At 64.4% G+C, this 18582-nt stretch carries 13 protein-coding genes; 12 read left to right on the forward strand and 1 reads right to left on the reverse strand.

What is annotated here, in order from left to right:
- Positions 1-54 precede the first annotated feature (54 nt).
- The 3 genes from AMD14_RS06925 to AMD14_RS06935 all read left to right on the forward strand — a co-directional run bounded on the left by AMD14_RS06925 (position 55) and on the right by AMD14_RS06935 (position 4462).
- Complete coding sequence (locus tag AMD14_RS06925) at positions 55-1935, forward strand: M61 family metallopeptidase (RefSeq protein WP_157860650.1); 1881 nt, start codon at positions 55-57, stop codon at positions 1933-1935.
- A gap of 333 nt (positions 1936-2268) precedes the next feature.
- Complete coding sequence (radA, locus tag AMD14_RS06930; RefSeq protein ID WP_003484290.1) at positions 2269-3660, forward strand: DNA repair protein RadA; 1392 nt, start codon at positions 2269-2271, stop codon at positions 3658-3660.
- A 415-nt stretch (positions 3661-4075) separates the two neighbouring features.
- The gene (locus tag AMD14_RS06935) at positions 4076-4462 is read left to right on the forward strand and encodes a DUF805 domain-containing protein (RefSeq protein WP_003484288.1); all 387 of its coding nucleotides are present in this window, start codon (positions 4076-4078) and stop codon (positions 4460-4462) included.
- 490 nt (positions 4463-4952) lie between these two features.
- Here AMD14_RS06935 and AMD14_RS06940 read toward each other — a convergent pair whose 3' ends face one another.
- On the reverse strand, positions 4953-5744 hold the full coding sequence (locus AMD14_RS06940; RefSeq protein WP_011050804.1) for a response regulator transcription factor: 792 nt from the start codon (positions 5742-5744) through the stop codon (positions 4953-4955).
- Positions 5745-6643: 899 nt separating this feature from the next.
- On the opposite strand from AMD14_RS06940, the gene AMD14_RS06945 reads away from it, so the two are divergent.
- The 9 genes from AMD14_RS06945 to AMD14_RS06985 all read left to right on the forward strand — a co-directional run bounded on the left by AMD14_RS06945 (position 6644) and on the right by AMD14_RS06985 (position 18496).
- Positions 6644-7999 (forward strand): helix-turn-helix transcriptional regulator, encoded by a 1356-nt coding sequence (locus AMD14_RS06945; protein WP_170913494.1) that lies wholly within the window; start codon positions 6644-6646, stop codon positions 7997-7999.
- Positions 8000-8209: 210 nt separating this feature from the next.
- Entirely contained in the window at positions 8210-10078 is a 1869-nt protein-coding gene (locus AMD14_RS06950; RefSeq protein WP_011050806.1) for an ATP-binding protein, read from the forward strand.
- Between the two features lie 24 nt (positions 10079-10102).
- Complete coding sequence (locus tag AMD14_RS06955; RefSeq protein ID WP_011050807.1) at positions 10103-12427, forward strand: tetratricopeptide repeat protein; 2325 nt, start codon at positions 10103-10105, stop codon at positions 12425-12427.
- 652 nt (positions 12428-13079) lie between these two features.
- Entirely contained in the window at positions 13080-13922 is an 843-nt protein-coding gene (locus AMD14_RS06960; protein WP_005914660.1) for an STAS domain-containing protein, read from the forward strand.
- A 1-nt stretch (position 13923) separates the two neighbouring features.
- Complete coding sequence (locus AMD14_RS06965) at positions 13924-14286, forward strand: STAS domain-containing protein (protein WP_005928774.1); 363 nt, start codon at positions 13924-13926, stop codon at positions 14284-14286.
- The gene (locus AMD14_RS06970; RefSeq protein ID WP_003484271.1) at positions 14283-14678 is read left to right on the forward strand and encodes an anti-sigma regulatory factor; all 396 of its coding nucleotides are present in this window, start codon (positions 14283-14285) and stop codon (positions 14676-14678) included. The genes AMD14_RS06965 and AMD14_RS06970 overlap by 4 nt, the downstream gene beginning before the upstream one ends.
- Complete coding sequence (locus AMD14_RS06975) at positions 14669-15682, forward strand: ATP-binding protein (protein ID WP_011050809.1); 1014 nt, start codon at positions 14669-14671, stop codon at positions 15680-15682. Before AMD14_RS06970 ends, AMD14_RS06975 begins: the two co-directional genes overlap by 10 nt.
- Positions 15679-16551 (forward strand): sensor histidine kinase, encoded by an 873-nt coding sequence (locus AMD14_RS06980; RefSeq protein ID WP_040260405.1) that lies wholly within the window; start codon positions 15679-15681, stop codon positions 16549-16551. Before AMD14_RS06975 ends, AMD14_RS06980 begins: the two co-directional genes overlap by 4 nt.
- Positions 16541-18496 carry a response regulator gene (locus AMD14_RS06985; protein ID WP_003484266.1) on the forward strand — a complete coding sequence of 652 codons (1956 nt, stop codon included), beginning with the start codon at positions 16541-16543 and terminating at the stop codon, positions 18494-18496. Before AMD14_RS06980 ends, AMD14_RS06985 begins: the two co-directional genes overlap by 11 nt.
- Positions 18497-18582: the final 86 nt, after the last annotated feature.

Genomic DNA, 18582 nt, shown 5'->3' on the forward strand with positions numbered 1-18582 from the left:
GGCAGGCGCTTAGCATCGTGGACTTGCCTGTTTCAGGTCACCTGCGGAGTTGCGATGAAAATGCCCACCCTGTTGTCCGTGTCGTTGCTGGCGGCGTTGTCGCTGCCCGCGGCCGCGCAAACCGCACCGCCGCAGGACGTGCCGTTCGACGGCACCTTGAAGATCGACGTGGATGCCACCGATCTGGCGCACCGCATCTTCAAGGTCAAGACCACCATGCCGGCCAAGCCGGGCCCGATGACGCTGCTATACCCGCAGTGGATTCCCGGCAACCATTCGCCGACCGGACCGATCGACAAGCTTGCCGGTCTGGTGATCAAGGTCGATGGCAAGGTGGTGCCCTGGAAGCGCGACCAGTTCGACGTCTATGCGTTCAAGGTGGATGTGCCACAAGGCGCCACCGAGCTGACGGCCGAGTTCAAGTTCCTCTCGCCGCAGGCCGGCAACCAGGGCCGGGTGATGATGACCCCGGAAATGCTCAACCTGCAGTGGAACACCACGGCGCTGTACCCGGCCGGTTATTTCGCGCGCAACATCAAGGCGCAGGCCAGCGTCACGCTGCCGGCCGGCTGGAGCTATGCCACGGCACTGGAAACCGATCGCCGCGTCGGCGACACGGTGAGCTTCAAGCCGATCGATTTCGACGACCTGGTCGATTCGCCGATGTTCGCCGGCAAGTACTACAAGCGCGTGGAACTGAGCACCGGCAAGCAGCCGGTCTATCTCAACGTGTTCGCCGATGAAGCCAAATCGTTGGAGGCCAAGCCCGAGCAGATCAAGGCGCATGCTGCGTTGGTGCAGCAGATGGACAAGCTGTACGGCGCGCGTCATTTCGACCATTACGAATTCCTGCTGGCGCTGACCAAGAAGCTGGGCGGCATCGGCCTGGAGCATCACCGTTCCAGCGAAAACAGCGGCCCGCCGAATTACTTCACCGAGTGGGACAAGAGCTGGACCATGCGCGACCTGCTGGCGCACGAGTTCAACCACTCCTGGAACGGCAAGTACCGCCGTGGCGCCGACCTGGCAACGCCGAACTTCAACGTGCCGATGGGCGACAGCCTGTTGTGGCTGTACGAAGGCCAGACCCAGTTCTGGGGCGAAGTGGTGGCGGCCCGTTCGGGCCTGTGGACGCAGGACCAGGCGCGCGACATGCTGGCCGGCGTCGCGGCAACCTACGAGCGCGGCCGCCCCGGCATGGCCTGGCGCACGGTGCAGGACACCACCAACGACCCGACCATGTCGATGCGGCGTCCGAAGGCGTACCGCAGCTATCAGATGAGCGAGGACTATTACTCCGGCGGCCAGATGATGTGGCTGGAAGTGGATAGCAAGCTGCGCGCGCTCACCAACAACAAGCGCTCCATCGACGATTTCGCCAAGGCGTTCTTCGGCATGAAGAACGGCGATTGGGACGTCAATCCGTACACCTTCGACGACATCGTGAGCACGCTCAACGGCGTGGCCGCATACGACTGGGCCAGCCTGTTGCGCGAGCGCATGGACGGGCACGGTTCGTTGAACGGCGGCATCGAAGCCAACGGCTGGAAGCTGGTCTACAACGACGAGCCGAACCTGGCGATCAAGACCTACGAGAGCAACGAGAACGACGTCAGCCTGACCTATTCGCTGGGCCTGTCGCTGGAAGGCTCGGGTGAAGTCAACGAGGTGTTATGGGACAGCCCGGCGTTCAATGCCGGCATCATCAACGGCAACACCCTGGTGGCCGTCAACGGCCGCGCCTTCAGCGCCGATGTGATCAAGGATGCGATCAAGGCGGCCAAGGGCACCACTGCGCCGATCGAACTGCTGGTCAAGCGCGGCGACCGCTACGAAACCGTCCGCATCGACTACCACGGCGGTCTGCTGTATCCGCATCTGGAACGCGTCGCCGGCAAGCCGGATCGCCTGAGCGAGTTGTACAAGGCGCGCTAAGTGGCGCACGCCCACGTCGTTGACCGGCGTGGGATCGGTGGAATCCAAGCGGCATGGCCGGTCTTCACCGGTCATGCCGCTGTTGTGTGAGCGCAGCTGGTCGATCGCTTGCACTACACAACAGTAAGTCGTCGAATTGCCCGAATCCCGAATCCCGAATCCCGAATCCCGATTCCCGAATCCCGATTCCCGATTCCCGATTCCCGATTCCCGATTCCCGATTCCCGATTCCCGATTCCCGATTCCCGATTCCCGATTCCGCAAAGCCCTGCGTCGCGTACACTGAGACCGTCAGCCACTATCCTGCTGCTTCAGCAACGATGGGCAAGAACGATGGCGAAGGCGAAAACGGCCTATGTCTGCGGCGAGTGCGGTGCCGAGTACACCAAGTGGCAGGGGCAGTGCACCGAATGCGGTGTCTGGAACACGCTGAGCGAAATCGTGCTCGAAAGCGCCACCCCGGGCGGCAAGACATCGCCAGCGGCATCGCGGCGTAGCGGCTGGGCCGGCAAGGCCGAGGCACCCAAGATCACTGCGCTCAAGGACGTGCAGCAGTCCGAGCAGGCGCGCGTCTCCACCGGTATCGGCGAGTTCGATCGGGTGCTGGGTGGCGGGCTGGTGGAAGGGGCGGTGGTGCTGATCGGCGGCGACCCAGGGATCGGCAAGTCGACGTTGCTGCTGCAGGCGCTGGCGAGCATGGCCTCCACGTTGCCGGTGTTGTATGTGACCGGCGAGGAATCGCTGGCCCAGGTGGCCGGGCGCGCGGTGCGCCTGGATCTGCCGCTGGAAGGCCTGAACGCCCTGGCCGAAACCGGCATCGAAAACATCCTGCAGCACGCCAGCGTGGCCCGGCCGAAGCTGATCGTGGCCGATTCGGTACAAACCTTGTGGACCGAGTCGTTGACCGCAGCGCCGGGCTCGGTGAGCCAGGTGCGCGAGAGCGCAGCGCGGCTGGTGCGCTATGCCAAGGAAACCGGCACCGCGGTGTTTCTGGTCGGCCATGTGACCAAGGAAGGCGGCATCGCCGGGCCACGCGTGCTCGAGCACATGGTCGATGCGGTGCTGTATTTCGAAGGCGAGAGCGGCAGCCGGTTCCGCCTGCTGCGTGCGTTCAAGAACCGCTTCGGTGCGGTCAACGAACTGGGCGTGTTCGCCATGGGCGAGAAGGGCCTCAAGGAGGTCTCCAACCCGTCGGCGATCTTCCTGTCCGGCGGTAGCACCCAGCAGCCGGGCAGTTGCGTGATGGTCACCCGCGAAGGCACCCGCCCGCTGATGGTGGAGGTACAGGCGCTGGTGGATGCATCGCCGTTGTCCAACCCACGCCGGGTTGCGGTGGGTCTGGAGCAGAACCGGCTGGCGATGTTGCTGGCGGTACTGCATCGCCATGGCGGTATCGTGGTGGGCGACCAGGACGTGTTCGTCAATGTGGTGGGCGGCATCCGCGTGCAGGAAACCGCGGCCGATTTGCCGGTGCTGCTGGCAGTGCTGTCGTCGCTGCGCGACCGGCCGCTGTCCGAAAAGACCATCGCGTTCGGCGAAGTGGGGCTGTCTGGCGAAATCCGCCCGGTGCCCAATGGCGAGGACCGCCTGAAGGAAGCAGCGACCCATGGTTTCAAGCGTGCCATCGTGCCCCGCGCCAATGCGCCCAAGACCACCAGCATCAAGGGCATGGAAATCATTGCGGTGGAGCGCTTGAGCCAGGCATTGGAAGCGGCGGCGGACTGAAGCCGCGCGGTGCGCGCATGTTGCGATAGGCCAGGCCAGCGACCTGCCGACGCGACGCAAGCACCGCATTGGCCATGTTCGGGAGCAGCATGCAGCCATCGTTCCGACCGACTGCCGGACGACCATCGATGGTCGTCCGGCTTGGTCACTACAGGTGCGGCCGTCCTGTCACCTTCAAAAAACGCTGAGCGCAGAGGCGTCGCGCGCCTTTCAGACCTGCTCCGTGAGGCGGGCACGGCATGCGCCGCGGAGCAACCGGACGCCTGCAAACCGTTTGTCGGACAAACGCCGGGATTTGCATTTGGTTGTCGAGAAAGCGTTTTCAGAAAGAGTGAGGCTATGGCAACATGCGCGGCCCGTTGCACTGTGCACCGGATCACAGACACCGCTCACTGCCGTTTTCAGGAGAATCACGATGGAATGGATGTTGCTGCCGCTCAAGCGCTACGCCGACTTCAACGGTCGCTCGCGTCGCAAGGAATACTGGATGTTCGCGCTGATGCAGTTCCTGGTGCTGTTCGTGTTTGGCGGCCTGTTTGCCGTTGCCGCAGTGGCGATGGGGAACGAGAACGGCCCTGGCGCGCTGGCTTGGCTGATCTGTGCGGTCATGGTGATCGCTTGTCTGGCGTTGATCGTGCCCGGCATTGCAGTCACGGTGCGCCGCCTGCACGACCAGGACAAGTCCGGCTGGTTTTACCTGATCAGCCTGGTGCCGTATGTTGGCGCTTTCGTGTTGCTGGTCTTCATGTGCATCGAAGGCACGCCCGGCCCGAACCAATACGGCGAAAATCCCAAGCAGTAACTCGCGCGTTATGAAAGCGGACAACGGCGCAGGGGTCTCCCTGCGCCGTTGTCGTTTGTGAGTGCGCCAACGGTGCCATTGCGCGTCGCCCATAGGCGGAACGTCACTGCTCCGCAGACGGGTGTCCGGATCCGGATCCCCAGACATGGACGGTGGCGACACAGCGACATGCTTGGGGCGTCTTTCGCTCAGCAGTCCGGGGGCAGCTGACAGTGCCTCATTCGTCGCTGCCACACCGCTGTAGAGATGCAGCGATATCGCTCAACGCTGATCAGCATGTACCCCGCGCTGTGCAGTGAGCGATGCAGTTGCAGTCGTATGGCCCGCACCTGCAGAACTCGAATTGGGACACAGCCTGCGGGCCAGGTGCGCGTGTAGACCGCTCTGCCTTTGAGAGCGTGCCGACGCTCATCGTGTCATCAAACACCCTTCGCTTTAACGCAAGCGAGAGTGCGCAATGCAGATCGCAGATCGGCAGCGGTGCGCTTGCTCAGCAGGCGGCTGCGTGATGTGCAGGGCCAAGGCTTGGGCTCACGGCCTTGCTCATTGTCGTTGCCTCCGTATCGTGCAGCGCGAGCTCCAACTTGTAGCCGTGCGAATAGACGGTTCTGATGCGCACTGCGCTGCTGTCACTGCTCAGCTGCAGTTTCTTGCGCAACTTGTAGATGTGCTGCTCCATGGTGCGGTCGGTGAATTCGGTGTGGCTGCCCCAGACGGCCTTGGCCAGTTGGCAACGCCGGAAACACACGCCGGGGCTGGAAAAGAGCAGCCAGGCAATCGAGAACTCGCGTGCGGTCAATACGATCGGCTTGCCGTCCAGATAAACGGTATTTTCATCGCGGATCAACCGGTATGGACCAACGCTCAGGTGCTGCGTCTCCGGGCAGGCATGCGCCACCGGCGATATCGCCAGCGCCGCGCGCACGTGTAACTCGTGCGAATTGAAAGGCAGCGCAAGGACTTCCTGCGCGCCTGCGCGATACCAGGCCAGAATGTTGTCTGCGCAATCGAAACGTCCAAGCACGATCAACGGGGTGGGCTGGCCGCTATGGCAGCGCTGCCATGCCAGCAGTGAACTGTCATCGGCGGCGACATAGCTGGCATCGAAGATCAGCAGCTCGCACGGCGAATGCCGCAGCGTACGCAAAAGCTCCAGTTCATCGGAAAACGTCGAGACATTGCGCGCAAGCGGTGCGAGGCTGGCGTTGACCTGCGAGACCAGGCGCGCATCCTGCGTCAACAGGAACACCGATCCGGCGTTGGGGGGAGAGTGGTCGTTCATTTAGGCGGCCTTCGCGTGTCGGCGTAGAAGCCACGCATGGGGCGGGCGCCGGTGCTGGTCGGCCAATGCCAGGACAAAATCCATCTTCAAAGATCGCTGCATCGTCGGACCAGTCGGTTGGCGGGGGAGAGTCCAGCGGAGCTGGACGAATGGTATGTACCATTGCCGGGACCAAAAGTTTCACACTTGCGTACGCGGCTTCGGATTTGTCGCCAGCGGCTTTAGCTCGCGCTCATTTAGACGTAACAGAGCTCTTACATAGCGGGCATGTCTGGTCCGAATGCAATCGCTACATGCAGTCATGCAGCAAGGCATGGACCGACACGCGTGACCAGAGACATCGGTCCGCCGAGGTCTAGACCAACCTATTGCGATTGGTCGTGTGATCGCGCGTGACTGGAATAGGTCGGCAGTGATCTGCCCTCGTGTCATGTCTGCTTCTCTCGATCAAATGCGCTTGGGCATACGTGTCCGTACAGTCATCGGGCATCGCCTTGGTCATCGCCGACAGCCATCAATGCGCATGGACGCAGCGCGTTCGCAGACGTTGTCCGACTGTGCCTTGGATATTGGCGCAGACCGGCGACATCAATACTCAACCGGATGGCGCGAAATGTCTGGCGTTACGACGACGTCGACGGTGTGCAACTGCGCTTTGCGCCGCGAAAAAACGCATCACATGGATGTTTGACAGAGTGAGCTTTTTTGATTTTTTCGATGGCTTTCAGAGAGAAATTCTATTGGATCCGCTGCATACAATCGTTTGCGCCAGCGAGTTAGGCGCCTGTTGTCTTTTGCTCCGCCCCCCAAAGAGAGAGACCGGCATGATCCTTTCCACTTACTTTGCAGCGATCTCTGCGTTGTCCTACGCAGAACGTCTTCCTACGTATACGAGCAGGATGCTGGTTGGTGCTTGGCCACAGGGACTGCAACATCTCCAACAGCGACGCGACGGACAGGGCGCTGTGGATGGCGCCGATGATGAGGTCAGTTTGTTCGGTGCCAGCGGCGATGCGTTGCTGATCCTGGAATATCAGGAAGAGGCCGAAGATGCGTATCGGCAGGCCTTGAAGGCAATGCGCGGGCATCAGCGCCAATTGCGCCTGCTGTCGTGCAGGAACACCGCCTGGTTGATGCTGAGCCAGCGGCGCCTGAGCGCGGCGTTGAATTGCTTTGCGCAGTTGGCAATGGACCGCGAAACGTCGCCCAGCCTGTGCGGCGAGAGCCTGCTGGGCAAGTCGCTGACCCACTTCCATCTCGGCCAGAGTACGTTGGCCTTGCAGACCCTGGAGCGCGCCAGCGAGGTGCTGGCCGACCTGGAGAGCGGGGCGTCGGAATGGCTGCGGATCGCCAATGCGCTGCGTCTGGACATGATTGCGCAGCTGCGTATCCGTCGCTCCGATCGCATGAGCGACCATGTGTTCTGGCAAGCCACGCTGCGCCAGGAAGATGCCGCGCATGCCTTCGAGCCCAGCGACCTGCGCGCCTGCATCGCCGATCTGGCAGAAAGCATGCCGGTGCTGGCGCAGCGCATGCGGCATGTGCGTAGCCTGCTGCGTATTGCCGGTGGCGACACCTTCGGCTTCGACGCGCAGATCGACGCATTGCCGGCCGCGGCCACCGGCTGCCCGCCGTGCGCGCGTCAGGACGCGCAGGTGGAGCTGGCGCTGGCGGCATTGGCGGTGGGCCGTGCCGATCTTGCCGAGCGTGCGCTGGCCGGCGCCGGTCGGCATCATGCGCCGCGCTGGAATCTGGAGTTCGAGTACTGCCAGGCCAAGATCAGCCAGGCGATGGGGCGCACCGAACAAGCGTTACTGCTCTACAACCGCTACGCGCTGGACGCGGTGCAGTGTCTGCGCAGCGAAGTGCAAGCGCCGCGCTTGCTGGAAAGCGGCACACCGGCCCACGTCAGCGACGATATCTCCGCCCGGTTGCCGGCCAAGTATCGACGCGCCTACAGCTACATGATCACCAATGCGCATCGCTCGGATCTGTCGATCAACGAAGTGGCCGCACAGATCGGAGTCACCGGGCGCGCGCTGCAGCAAGCCTTCAAGTCGGCTACCGGGCTATCGCCGACGCAGGTGCTGCGCCGTTACCGGATGCAAAGCATCCGCGACGAACTGCTGGCCGAAGGCGGCTGCGGCAGTGTGTTGCAGGCGGCCAGTCGTTGGGGCGTCGGTAGTCGTTCGGCGTTGGCCAAGGGCTATCGCCAGCACTTCAATGAAGCGCCGATGGAGACCTTGCAGCGGTAATTTCCGCAACCCACGGATTGGTAGCGCTACCGATCCGTGGTGGGTCAACCCGACGCGGTGCAGTGCGCGTCGCTGTGCGCAACGGAGGGCAGGGGCCAAACTGAGACGTGCGTGCAATGTGGGGTTCCGGCTATCCTTTCCGGCTGGCACTGGCACCCAGGGGGACGCGTCCGAGGATGGGCGTCGTCGCCGAGGAAACGACGACCGATCATGCAAGATCCCACTCCCGGGGCGACCGACGCCTCGCAGATCCGCCGGGCAGGCGTCGATCTCAATGGACTGATGTCGGTCCTCAGCAAGCACCTGTATTCCACCCCGGTGGTGGCGCTGCGCGAGTTGGTGCAGAACGCGCACGATTCCATCCTGCGTCGTCGTCTGGAACAACCCGATTGGGACGGCGAATCGCGCATCGAGGTGCATGCCGATACCGCGCAGGGCATCGTGCGCATCGTCGATACCGGTGCCGGACTGACCCAGCAGGAGATCCACGACTACCTGGCTACCGTGGGCGTGGGATATACGCGCGGGCTGCGCCAGGGCGGCCACGAGGACAGCGGCCTGATCGGCATGTTCGGGCTGGGTTTCTTGTCCGCCTTCGTGCTGGCGCGGCGGGTGACCGTGCGCACCACCTCCTACCAGTCCCCCACGCTGGGCCATTGCTACATCTCCAGCAACGCCGAGCAGTACACGGTCAGCCCGATTCCTGCGCGTGCGCAGGTGGGCACCGAGGTGGTGCTGGAGTTGCACAGCGACTATCTGTCGTTGGCTCAGGAAGGACGGCTGCGCGAGATTCTGTCGCGCTATTGCGCGCTGTTGCGCGAGCCGATCTGGATCGGCGCTGCGACGCAGCCGATCAATCCCGAGCCGCCGCCGTGGCGCGTGCAGGACGCCGCACCGCTGCATCCGGTGCAGGCCTGGCGCCGTCAACGCGAGTTCGCCGCGCGCTTCGAGCGCAATTTCGAGCCGTTGTGCTGCATGCCGGTACGTGCGGAAGAGGGCAGCGATGCAGTCGGCCTGCTGTGGGTGCAGGACGGTGCGACCTACGGCACCAGCGACAACCGCAATCTCTCGGTCTTCCTGCGCGGCATGTTGCTGGATGACAACGCGCGCGAACTGCTGCCGCCGTGGGCGGGCTTCATCGGTGGGGTGATCGAATCCAATCGGTTGACGCCTACCGCAAGCCGCGAGGATCTGCAGCGCGATACGGTCTATAGCGCGGTGCAGCACGCCTTGTCCGAAGCCTTGGTGCAGGGCCTGGCCGATGTGGCGCGTCAGCAACCGGAGGCATGGCGACGCATCCTGCTGCGGCATAACGAAGCCCTGCTGGGCGCAGCGTTGTGCGATGAGCGCCTGTTCGGATTACTGCTGGAACACGTGCGGGTACCGACATCGCAAGGCGATCTGCCGGCACAGCAATTGCCATCGCGCGGCGCGGTGCACGTGATCCTCGATAGCGACAGCGGTTTCGAAGAAATGCTGTTCCGCGCGATGGGCGTGCCGGTCGCCTATGGCAACCGGTATGCGGTGGTGCCGTTTCTGCGGCGCTGGGCGCAGGCCAAGGGTGTGCGTCTGGTCGAGCTGGGCACCGAGCAGGGCAACCGCCAGCTGTTCCACCTCGATACGCTGCCGGCCGACGAACTGGCCTGGCTGGAACAGCATTTGGGCGATGGCGAAGCGCTGGTGCCTGCGCGTTTCAGTCCGCAGGAACTGCCGTTGGTGGTAGTGCCCGACCGCGAGGCCGAGCTCAAACGCCGCCTGGAGCAGGACGAGAGCGACAAGCGCGTGTCCACCGCCGCGTTGCGCCTGGCGCGGCAGTTCACCGCGCGCATCGAAGCGCGGCAGACCCAGCGGCTGTATCTGAATCTGGATAATCCCGCGCTGCAGGCCTTGCTGGACGCGCAGCGCGCAGGCAACCCACAGGCAGCGGTGGCGGCACGCTTGCTGCGCGCGCTCAAGGTGATCGTCTCGGCGCAAGGGCGCACGCAGCCGCAGGCGGGCAGCACCGAATCGGGCGTTTCCGATCTCAACAAGGCCTTCGGCGATTTCGCTGGGACCGTGACCCAATTGCTGGCGCGCTGAGCGCCGCATCGCAGGAGCGACACGATGGAAATCTGGAACTGGGTAGAAAAGCTGCAGGACGATCTGGGCGAAGCCGGCCAGCCGCAAAATGCGCAGCTGCTGACGCGGCTGACCGACCACATCTGCGATCTGCAGATCGACCGCGCCGAGGCCTTGTTGCCGGAGGCGCGTGCGCTGGGCAAGACGTTGGCCAACCCGTGGCTGGAGGTGTTCGTCGGGCATTGGGAAATGCGTAACCGGGTCGGCAATCTGTGCGAAGGCGAGCGTGCGCTGGGCGATGCGGTGGCGCTGTTCGAGCGTGCGCATCGCGCCGACGCAGTGGAGTGCCCGCAATCGGTCTGCGTGACCCAGGATCTGGCCGCGTGTTACGCCAACATCGATGGCCCGGGCTGGGTGGAAGAACGCATCGAGGTGTGCGACGAAACCCTGGGGCGCATCGACCCGAGCTGGTCGTGTTACCAGTGCCTGAGCTGCGAAAAAGCCGACGCATTGCTCGACGACGGGCGCGGTGACGCGGCGCTGCAGTATCTGGAGCAGCAGTCGCAGACCATCCTGGCCCATGGCGGTGAAATCTACGACGGCGTGCCGGACATGCGCATCTCGATCCTGCTTGCGCTTGGGCGTGCGCAGGACGCGCTGGCGCTGGTGGAACAGCGCGAACGCGACGCCGCGCGCGAAGGCGCCGAGTGGGCCAATTGCAGCCAGCCGCGCCGCCTGCAGAAAGCGCGCGCGTTGGCCCTGTTGCAGCGCGATGACGAGGCCATGGAAGCGCTGCTGCCATGGCGCGAGATTGCGCCGCGTTATCGCCTGCACTGGCTGCGTGCGGTGGCGGTGCTGGTGGCGCGCGCGCCCGAGCGCAATAGCTGGGACCTGGGCAGCCGCGTGCAGCAGATGCTCGACCATTACGCGCAGGTTGGCGCGCATCGCATCCTGATCGAGGCAGCCGAGCTTGCGATCGGGCTGGCACTGCAACGCGGCGCGGTGTGGACCGCGCGCCGGCATCTGGCGCTTGCGCGTGCGCATCTTCCCAAGCTGCGTCACGACCGCGGCGCAACGCAGTTGCTGGATGGTCTGGCCGCGCGCATCGATGCAGCGCCTGCGGGTGAGGCCGCGCCGGCGCCGGCCGCACACCTGCTGGAATGGTTGAACGCGCAAGGCGACGATGTCGTGCGCAATCCCGAGCGCGAAGCGCAGTGGCTGCTGCAGGCCGTTGCGCAGTGTCCGGACGATGCCGAGCTTGTCGACACCGCCGCATCGGCCTTGAGCGCCTGCGCGGCCGACGAAGAAGCCATCGCACTGTTGTGGTCATTCGTGCAGCGGCATGCCGATCGCGAAACCAGCCCCACGTTCCGTCTGATGAATCTGTTGCTCGGCCGCGGCGACGAAGCAGGTCTGCGCCGGTTGACGCAGCTGTATCGCCCACAGGCGCCGGTGGCGGCGTTGTGGTGCGAGGCGCAGCTGGCGCAGCGGCTGGCCGATTGGCCGGCGCTGGAGCAGGCCTGCACCGCACTGCTGGAACTGTCACCCGGCTCGCATGGTGCGCGTGGGCTGCTGGCGCGCATGTATCTCAACGCCGGCCGGTTTGCCGAGGCCGCCGCGGTCTATCGGCAACTCACCGAGCTGCTGGAAGAGCCGCGCTCTGCGCATTGGGACCACATGACGGCGGCCAGCGCGGCGCAGGATTGGGACGCGGTGCGTGCCTCTGCGCAGGCCATTGGCATGGAGCTGAGCAGCACCAGCGGCGTAGTCGAAGAGACCTGGGGCTGGGTGATCATTCGTTGCATGGATGATGGCGAAGTGGCCGAGTACTACGCGCGCCGCACCGGCCCGGTGACTGCGCGTATCGTCGAAAACGCGCCTGCGCATCGGCGCCAGCATGTCGGTGACTGGGTGGTGTTCGATGCCGAATTGCTGTATTCGCCGCCGGAAGACGAAGCCGAACGCGAGCGTTTCGTGCCGACCTACGCGCAGGTGCATGTGCTGCAAGCCGGTGGCTATGCCAATAGCTGGCTGGTGGACGGCGTGCATCCTGGCGACGAGGTCATCGAGGCGATGCGTGCAGACATGGAAATGCGCGGCTGGAAGATGTGGCTGCACAGTCGCGACGACTACCGCGTGGTCGACCCGGACCATCCGGATGCGTTCGACCCGGAGGATGCAACATCCGGACTGCCGGGCGTGTTGTTCACCGTGGCGCTTCCGGAAAACCTCGCCCCGCAGGAACTGCATCGCGTCCTGCGATGCACGACCTCGCGCTGGTCGCATCCGATGTGCTGGCTGCGGCTTGCCGAGGCCTGCGGCCAGGATCCGCAGCCGCATCTGGATGCGGTGGAGCGTTACGGGTTGTAGGGCGGCGATTCGCGTTATCCGGCGGCGGCCGGTCATGCGATCGCCGCCGGGATTGGGCATTCGGGGTGTGTGGCGTGCGTTCTGGCGTCACTTTTGATGCATAGCGATGCATCTGTTGTCGGGGATTCTGCCAATCCATTCATGGGTTTGCTGGCGGCGTTCATGTCGCTATACGGCGCCACCCTGGATGCAACGCCGCGCTTTCAGCGTGCCTTCTGAATTGAGCGTATTGCGTCCGAGCGCAGCGCGCAGGCAGATCGCCTCGTCACTGCCGTAGCGCTTCGGCCGGTGTACGTACCCCGGCGGCGGCCGCAATGTGCGCATGCCCGGCCCGGTGACAACACGCAACCGGTGGCACCACGCACTGCAGGTGATGCGGGGCAGGGATGGCGGCTGTCCGCGGGTATTTCCCGTTTCGCCAGGCACTTGCAGCGGAACAGCGCATGTCCGCAGGCGTGGACCGGCGCACGTTCGGCATGTGCGCGGCAATGTCACACTGCGCTCTTGGGCCCGGATGACTGCTACAGGTTGGCTCGCTGGTTGGCCAATCTGAATTGCTTTATTCTGCTACGCATCGGCGTGGGGGCGCCGCGTCGGTCAGGGCGCAGTCCAGCCCGCATGCCCAACCTCTTTTCTTTTGGTGGGTGATCTCATGGTGGCATTGCAGCAGCGCTCGATCGATGCGATTGGTGACCAGGAACACGCGTTGTTGGCCGCATGGTTGGAGTCCAGCCTGGGCAGCGATGCGCGTCTGTCGCGGCAGGAATTCGAAGCGCAGGCCGGCGAATTCCTGCGCTTGCTGGTGGCGTCGTTGAAGCACGACGGTAGCAGCCTGGACAGTGCCGAATGGAGCGAGGTGCGCCGCTTCCTGGAAAATCTCTCGCGCGACCGCGCCACGCGTGGTTTCGATTCGCAGGAAACCGCCAACTTCATCTTTTCGCTCAAGCGTGTGTTGTTTGCGTTGGTGCAGCGCCAATACGCCAGTCGCCCGGAAGAACTGGGGCAGCAGTTGTGGGCGTTGTCGGAATTGCTCGACCGCCTGGGCTTGTACACCGTGAAGGTTTTCCAGAAGACCCGCGAAGACATCATCGTGCGTCAGCAGGAAGAGATGCTGGAGCTGTCCACCCCGGTGGTGAAGCTGTGGGAGGGCGTGCTGGCGCTGCCGATGATCGGCACGCTGGATTCGCAGCGCACCCAGGTGGTGATGGAATCGCTACTGCAGCGCATTGTCGACACCGGCTCGGAAATCGCCATTATCGACATCACTGGCGTGCCAACCGTGGACACCCTCGTGGCGCAGCATCTGCTCAAGACCGTGACCGCGATCCGGCTGATGGGGGCCGACGCCATCATCAGCGGCGTGCGCCCGCAGATTGCGCAGACCATCGTGCATCTGGGCCTGGACCTGCAGGGGATCGTGACCAAGGCCAACCTGGCCGATGCGTTGGCGCTGGCGCTCAAGCGCACTGGCGTGGCCGTCAGCAGGGCGGACTGACATGGAGCGTATTCCGATCCTGCGGATGGGCCATCTGTTGTTGGTCACCATCCAGGTGGACATGCACGACCAGCTGGCGCTGCAACTGCAAGACGATCTGTCCGAGAAGATCAGCGCCACCTCTGCGCGCGGCCTGTTGATCGACATTTCCGCGCTGGATATCGTCGATTCGTTCATCGGGCGCATGATCAGCACCATCTCCGGGCTGGCGACGCTGATGGGCGCACAAACCGTGGTGGTGGGCATGCAGCCGGCGGTGGCGATTACCCTGGTGGAGTTGGGGCTGACCCTGCCGTCGGTGCGCACCGCGCTCGATGTCGAGCGCGGCATGCGCCTGCTGCAGCAACCCGATGCGGCTCCATGACGGCCGGCTCGCAACCGGTGCGCACCGAGCAGGATGTGGTGCTGGCGCGGCAGACCGTGCGCAAACTGGTGGTGCAATGCGGGCTGCGGCTGGTCGATCAAACCAAGCTGGTCACCGCGGCCAGCGAACTGGCGCGCAATACCGTGATCTACGGCGGTGGCGGCGACATGGACTGGGCACTGGTTGAAAGCGGCATTCGCAAGGGAGTGCAGCTGACGTTCCGCGACCAGGGACCGGGCATTGCAGACCTGGAACTCGCCTTGACCGATGGCTGGACCTCCGGCGGTGGCCTGGGGCTGGGACTGTCCGGCAGCCGGCGGCTGGTGGACGATTTCGTGCTCGACACAGCGCCGGGCGAAGGCACGCGAATCACCATCACCAAATGGAAGTGAACGTTACCGGCTTGGTGACCCGTTCGTTTCGTGTCGACGAAACCAGCCAGGTCGGACAGTCGCGCCGTGAGGCTACCGCCTTGGCGCAGATGCTCGCCTTCGATGAAGCCAGCTGTGGCCGGGTGGCACTGGTTGCCACCGAACTTGCCACCAACATGGTCAAGCACGGGCGTGGCGGCTGCCTGCAGTTGTCCACGGTGGCCGCGCGCGACGGCGGCATGGGCGTGGAGCTGTGCGCCATCGATGACGGCCCGGGCTTCGCGCTTACAGACGGCCTGCGCGATGGCTATTCCACCGCCGGAACGCCGGGCACCGGTTTGGGTGCGATCAAGCGCCAGGCGCAGCTGCTGGATGCGTCTTCCGATGCCAAGGGTGCGATCGTGTTGGCACGCGTGTTCGCCCAGCCACGCGCCGAGCTTGATCTGCCCTACGGCGCGCTACGCGTACCGCTGCATAACGAAGTGGTGTGCGGCGATGGCTGGCATTTGGCGATCGATGCGCAACGGGTGACCGTCAGCGTGATCGACGGCCTGGGCCACGGGCCAGACGCGGCCGATGCCGCCGATGCCGGCACGCGCGCGGCGGCGCTGGCCAGTGGCGAGCCCGGCGAGCGCATCGCGCGCCTGCATGCCGGCATGAGCGGCACGCGCGGTGGCGCGGCGGCGGTCATGCAGTTCGATGCCGGCAGCGGCCAGGTGCGCTTTGCCGGGGTGGGCAATATCGTCGCCTCGCTGTGCGATGGCGATGGGGTGCGCGGCATGCCCTCGCACCCTGGCATCGTCGGGGTTCAGTTCCGCAAGGCGCAACCGTTCGACTTTCCACACGCGGCCGGCAAGTTGCTGGTCATGCACAGCGACGGCCTGCAATCGCGCTGGACCCTGCGCGATCACCCGGGCCTGCTGTCGCGCCATCCACGCATCATTGCCGCAGTGCTGGCACGCGATTACGCGCGCGGCCGCGACGATTGCTGCGTGTTCGTCATGCGCTTGGGAGGCATGCAATGAATTCAACCACCGATCTGCCGGCAGCCGAGATGGCTGAACTTGAAAGCCTGCGCCAGCAGAACCAGGCCTTGCGCGAAGAGCTGGAAGAAACCAACCAAGGCGTGCTGGCCTTGTATGCCGAGCTCGACCAGCAGGCCGAACAGCTGCGCGACGTGTCCGAACTCAAGAGCCGCTTTCTGTCGTACATGAGCCACGAGTTCCGTACCCCGCTAGGCTCGATCCTGAGCATCACCCGGCTGCTGGAGGACGGCATGGACGGGCCGCTCAACGCCGAGCAGCTCAAGCAGGTGCGCTTTGTCAGCGGTTCGGCGCGTGAGCTCACCGAGATGGTGGACGACCTGCTGGACCTGGCCAAGATCGAGGCCGGGCGCATCACCATCTCGCCGGGCTGGTTCGACCTGATGGACCTGTTCGCGGCGCTGCGCGGCATGTTCCGGCCGCTCACCGATATGGGCAGTACCACGCTGATCTTCGAGGATCCGCCGGTACTGCCGATGCTCTACACCGACGACAAGAAGCTGGCGCAGATCCTGCGCAATTTCATATCCAATGCGCTCAAGTTCACCCCGCAGGGACAGGTGCGCGTGTTTGCGCAGCTGGAAGGCGACAGCCATGTACGCTTTGGCGTGCAGGACACTGGCATCGGCATTCCGGCCGAGCTTCACGAGGCCTTGTTCGAAGATTTCGTACAGGTGGACTCGCCGCTGCAAAAACGCCTGACCGGCACCGGCCTGGGGTTGTCGATCTGCAAACGGTTCGCCGAATTGCTGGGCGGCCGGGTGGGGACCAACAGCGTGGTCGGGCAGGGTTCTGAATTTTACGTGGTGCTGCCGGTGACCCTGGCAGCGGAGGAGACACGTGGGCAGTAAGCACCACATTCTGGTCGTCGACGACAACGCGGTGACGCGTTATTCGGTGCGGCGCGTGCTCGAACACCATCAGTTCGTGATCGAAGAAGCCGGCACCGGGACCGAGGGGCTTGCGAAACTGGCCACGCAGACGTTTTCTGCGGTGTTGCTGGACGTCAACCTGCCGGACATGAGTGGCTTCGACATCGTGCGGACGCTGCGTGCCGAGCCGCGCACCGCATTGCTCCCGGTGGTGCATGTCTCGGCGGCCTCGATCGCCACCGGCGACATGATCACCGGGCTGGATGCCGGCGCCGACGCCTACCTGATCCATCCGGTCGACCCCAACGTATTGCTGGCCACGTTGCGCACCCTACTGCGCGCACGCCGCGCCGAGGAGGCGCTGCGGATCAGCGAGGCGCGTTTCCGCGAAATCTTCGAACACATCAGCGCGCCGATTGCGGTGGTGGATGCCAACCTGCACATGCACGAGGCCAATGCCGCGTTCCAGCGTTTGATCGGGAGCGCCACGCCCGGCGCCGCGATCCACGCCGCCGGGTTGGATCAGGCCGCCGCTGTGCATGCCCTGACCACTGCGTTGGCGCAGCGCGAGCGCTGGAGCGGCACCTTGTCGCTGCTGCGCGATGGCAAGCTCTGCGAAACCGAATGGCGGGTGTCGCCCTACCGCGAGCCGGATCTGGGGCTGTTGCTGGTGGAAGACGTCACCGAGCAGCGCCTGCGCGAGCGCGAGCAGCGCCAGGAACTGGATACCGCCACCAGCGAGCTCGCGCATCAGATCGCGCAGCGCCAGCACACCGAAATCCAGCTGCTGCAGGCGCAAAAGATGGAAGCGCTGGGCAAGCTCACCGGTGGCATCGCGCACGACTTCAACAACCTGCTGACCAGCATCATCTCCGGGCTGGACATGATCCAGCTCGCAGTGGAATCCAACCGCATCGAACGGGTGCCGCGCCTGGCCGAGATCGCCACCGGCTCTGCGCACCGCGCCGCCGCGCTGACCCAGCGCATGCTGGCGTTCGCACGCAAGCAATCGCTGGACGCGCAACCGTTCGACGTCAACATCCGCGTGCGTTCGCTGGAAGACATGCTGCAGCGCTCGATCGGCGAAAACATCGCGCTGGAGCTGGAGCTTGCATCCACGCCGCTGGTGGCCATAGCCGATGCCAACCAGCTCGAAAACGTGGTGCTCAACCTGGTCATCAATGCGCGCGACGCATTGAAAGGGCAGGGCACCATCCGCATCCAGAGCGCGGCCTACACTGCGCACAACGATCCGGAACTGGACGACGGCGACTATGTCGCGGTGAAGGTGATCGACAACGGGAGTGGGATCGAGCCGGCCATTCTCGACCAGGTGTTCGAACCGTTTTTCACCACCAAACCCATCGGCGAAGGCACCGGCCTGGGTCTGTCGATGACCTACGGGTTCGCACGTCAATCCGGCGGCACCGCGCGCATCACCAGCACCGTGGGCCGTGGCACCACGGTGGCGTTGTTGCTGCCGCGTGGGCTCTCGGCCAACGAGCTGTTGCCGCCACCGGCGCCCAGCGTGCCACGCACGCGCAACGAGCGCATCTTGCTGGTAGACGACACCGACGTGGTGCGCATGATGGTGAGTGAAGTGCTCAGCGATGCCGGCTACCAGGTCATCGAAGCCGAGGATGCCAACGGCGCGCTGGAACAATTGCGCACCGAGGTGCATATCGACCTGGTGGTCTCCGATGTCGGCCTGCCCGGCATGAACGGGCGCGACATGGCCGATGTGGCGCGCATGCTACGCCCGGGTCTGCCGGTCCTGTTCATTACCGGCTACGCCGAAAACGCGGCCACGCGGCAAGAATTTCTCGCAGAAGGCATGGCCTTGCTGCCCAAGCCTTTCAGCCTCAACGATCTGCTCAACACGGTGGGGCAGATGCTCGACAGCAGCGTCCTGGCGCGGGCGTAGGGCGTTAAGCGGCTGCTGAAATGCATGCGTAGCTGCGGCGCGGGCGCGGCCGGCGTTGGGACCCTGCATGCACCACGCGTGCAGCC

Origin of the sequence: Xanthomonas citri pv. citri (assembly GCF_000961215.1) — a bacterium.
Taxonomy (GTDB): domain Bacteria; phylum Pseudomonadota; class Gammaproteobacteria; order Xanthomonadales; family Xanthomonadaceae; genus Xanthomonas; species Xanthomonas cissicola.

Bases quoted from the DNA above. Each gene is read 5' to 3' on its own strand.
- AMD14_RS06925 (WP_157860650.1), top strand. From the start codon at position 55: ATGAAAATGCCCACCCTGTTGTCCGTGTCGTTGCTGGCGGCGTTGTCG.
- radA (WP_003484290.1), top strand. From the start codon at position 2,269: ATGGCGAAGGCGAAAACGGCCTATGTCTGCGGCGAGTGCGGTGCCGAG.
- AMD14_RS06935 (WP_003484288.1), top strand. From the start codon at position 4,076: ATGGAATGGATGTTGCTGCCGCTCAAGCGCTACGCCGACTTCAACGGT.
- AMD14_RS06940 (WP_011050804.1), bottom strand. From the start codon at position 5,744: ATGAACGACCACTCTCCCCCCAACGCCGGATCGGTGTTCCTGTTGACG.
- AMD14_RS06945 (WP_170913494.1), top strand. From the start codon at position 6,644: ATGCTGGTTGGTGCTTGGCCACAGGGACTGCAACATCTCCAACAGCGA.
- AMD14_RS06950 (WP_011050806.1), top strand. From the start codon at position 8,210: ATGCAAGATCCCACTCCCGGGGCGACCGACGCCTCGCAGATCCGCCGG.
- AMD14_RS06955 (WP_011050807.1), top strand. From the start codon at position 10,103: ATGGAAATCTGGAACTGGGTAGAAAAGCTGCAGGACGATCTGGGCGAA.
- AMD14_RS06960 (WP_005914660.1), top strand. From the start codon at position 13,080: ATGGTGGCATTGCAGCAGCGCTCGATCGATGCGATTGGTGACCAGGAA.
- AMD14_RS06965 (WP_005928774.1), top strand. From the start codon at position 13,924: ATGGAGCGTATTCCGATCCTGCGGATGGGCCATCTGTTGTTGGTCACC.
- AMD14_RS06970 (WP_003484271.1), top strand. From the start codon at position 14,283: ATGACGGCCGGCTCGCAACCGGTGCGCACCGAGCAGGATGTGGTGCTG.
- AMD14_RS06975 (WP_011050809.1), top strand. From the start codon at position 14,669: ATGGAAGTGAACGTTACCGGCTTGGTGACCCGTTCGTTTCGTGTCGAC.
- AMD14_RS06980 (WP_040260405.1), top strand. From the start codon at position 15,679: ATGAATTCAACCACCGATCTGCCGGCAGCCGAGATGGCTGAACTTGAA.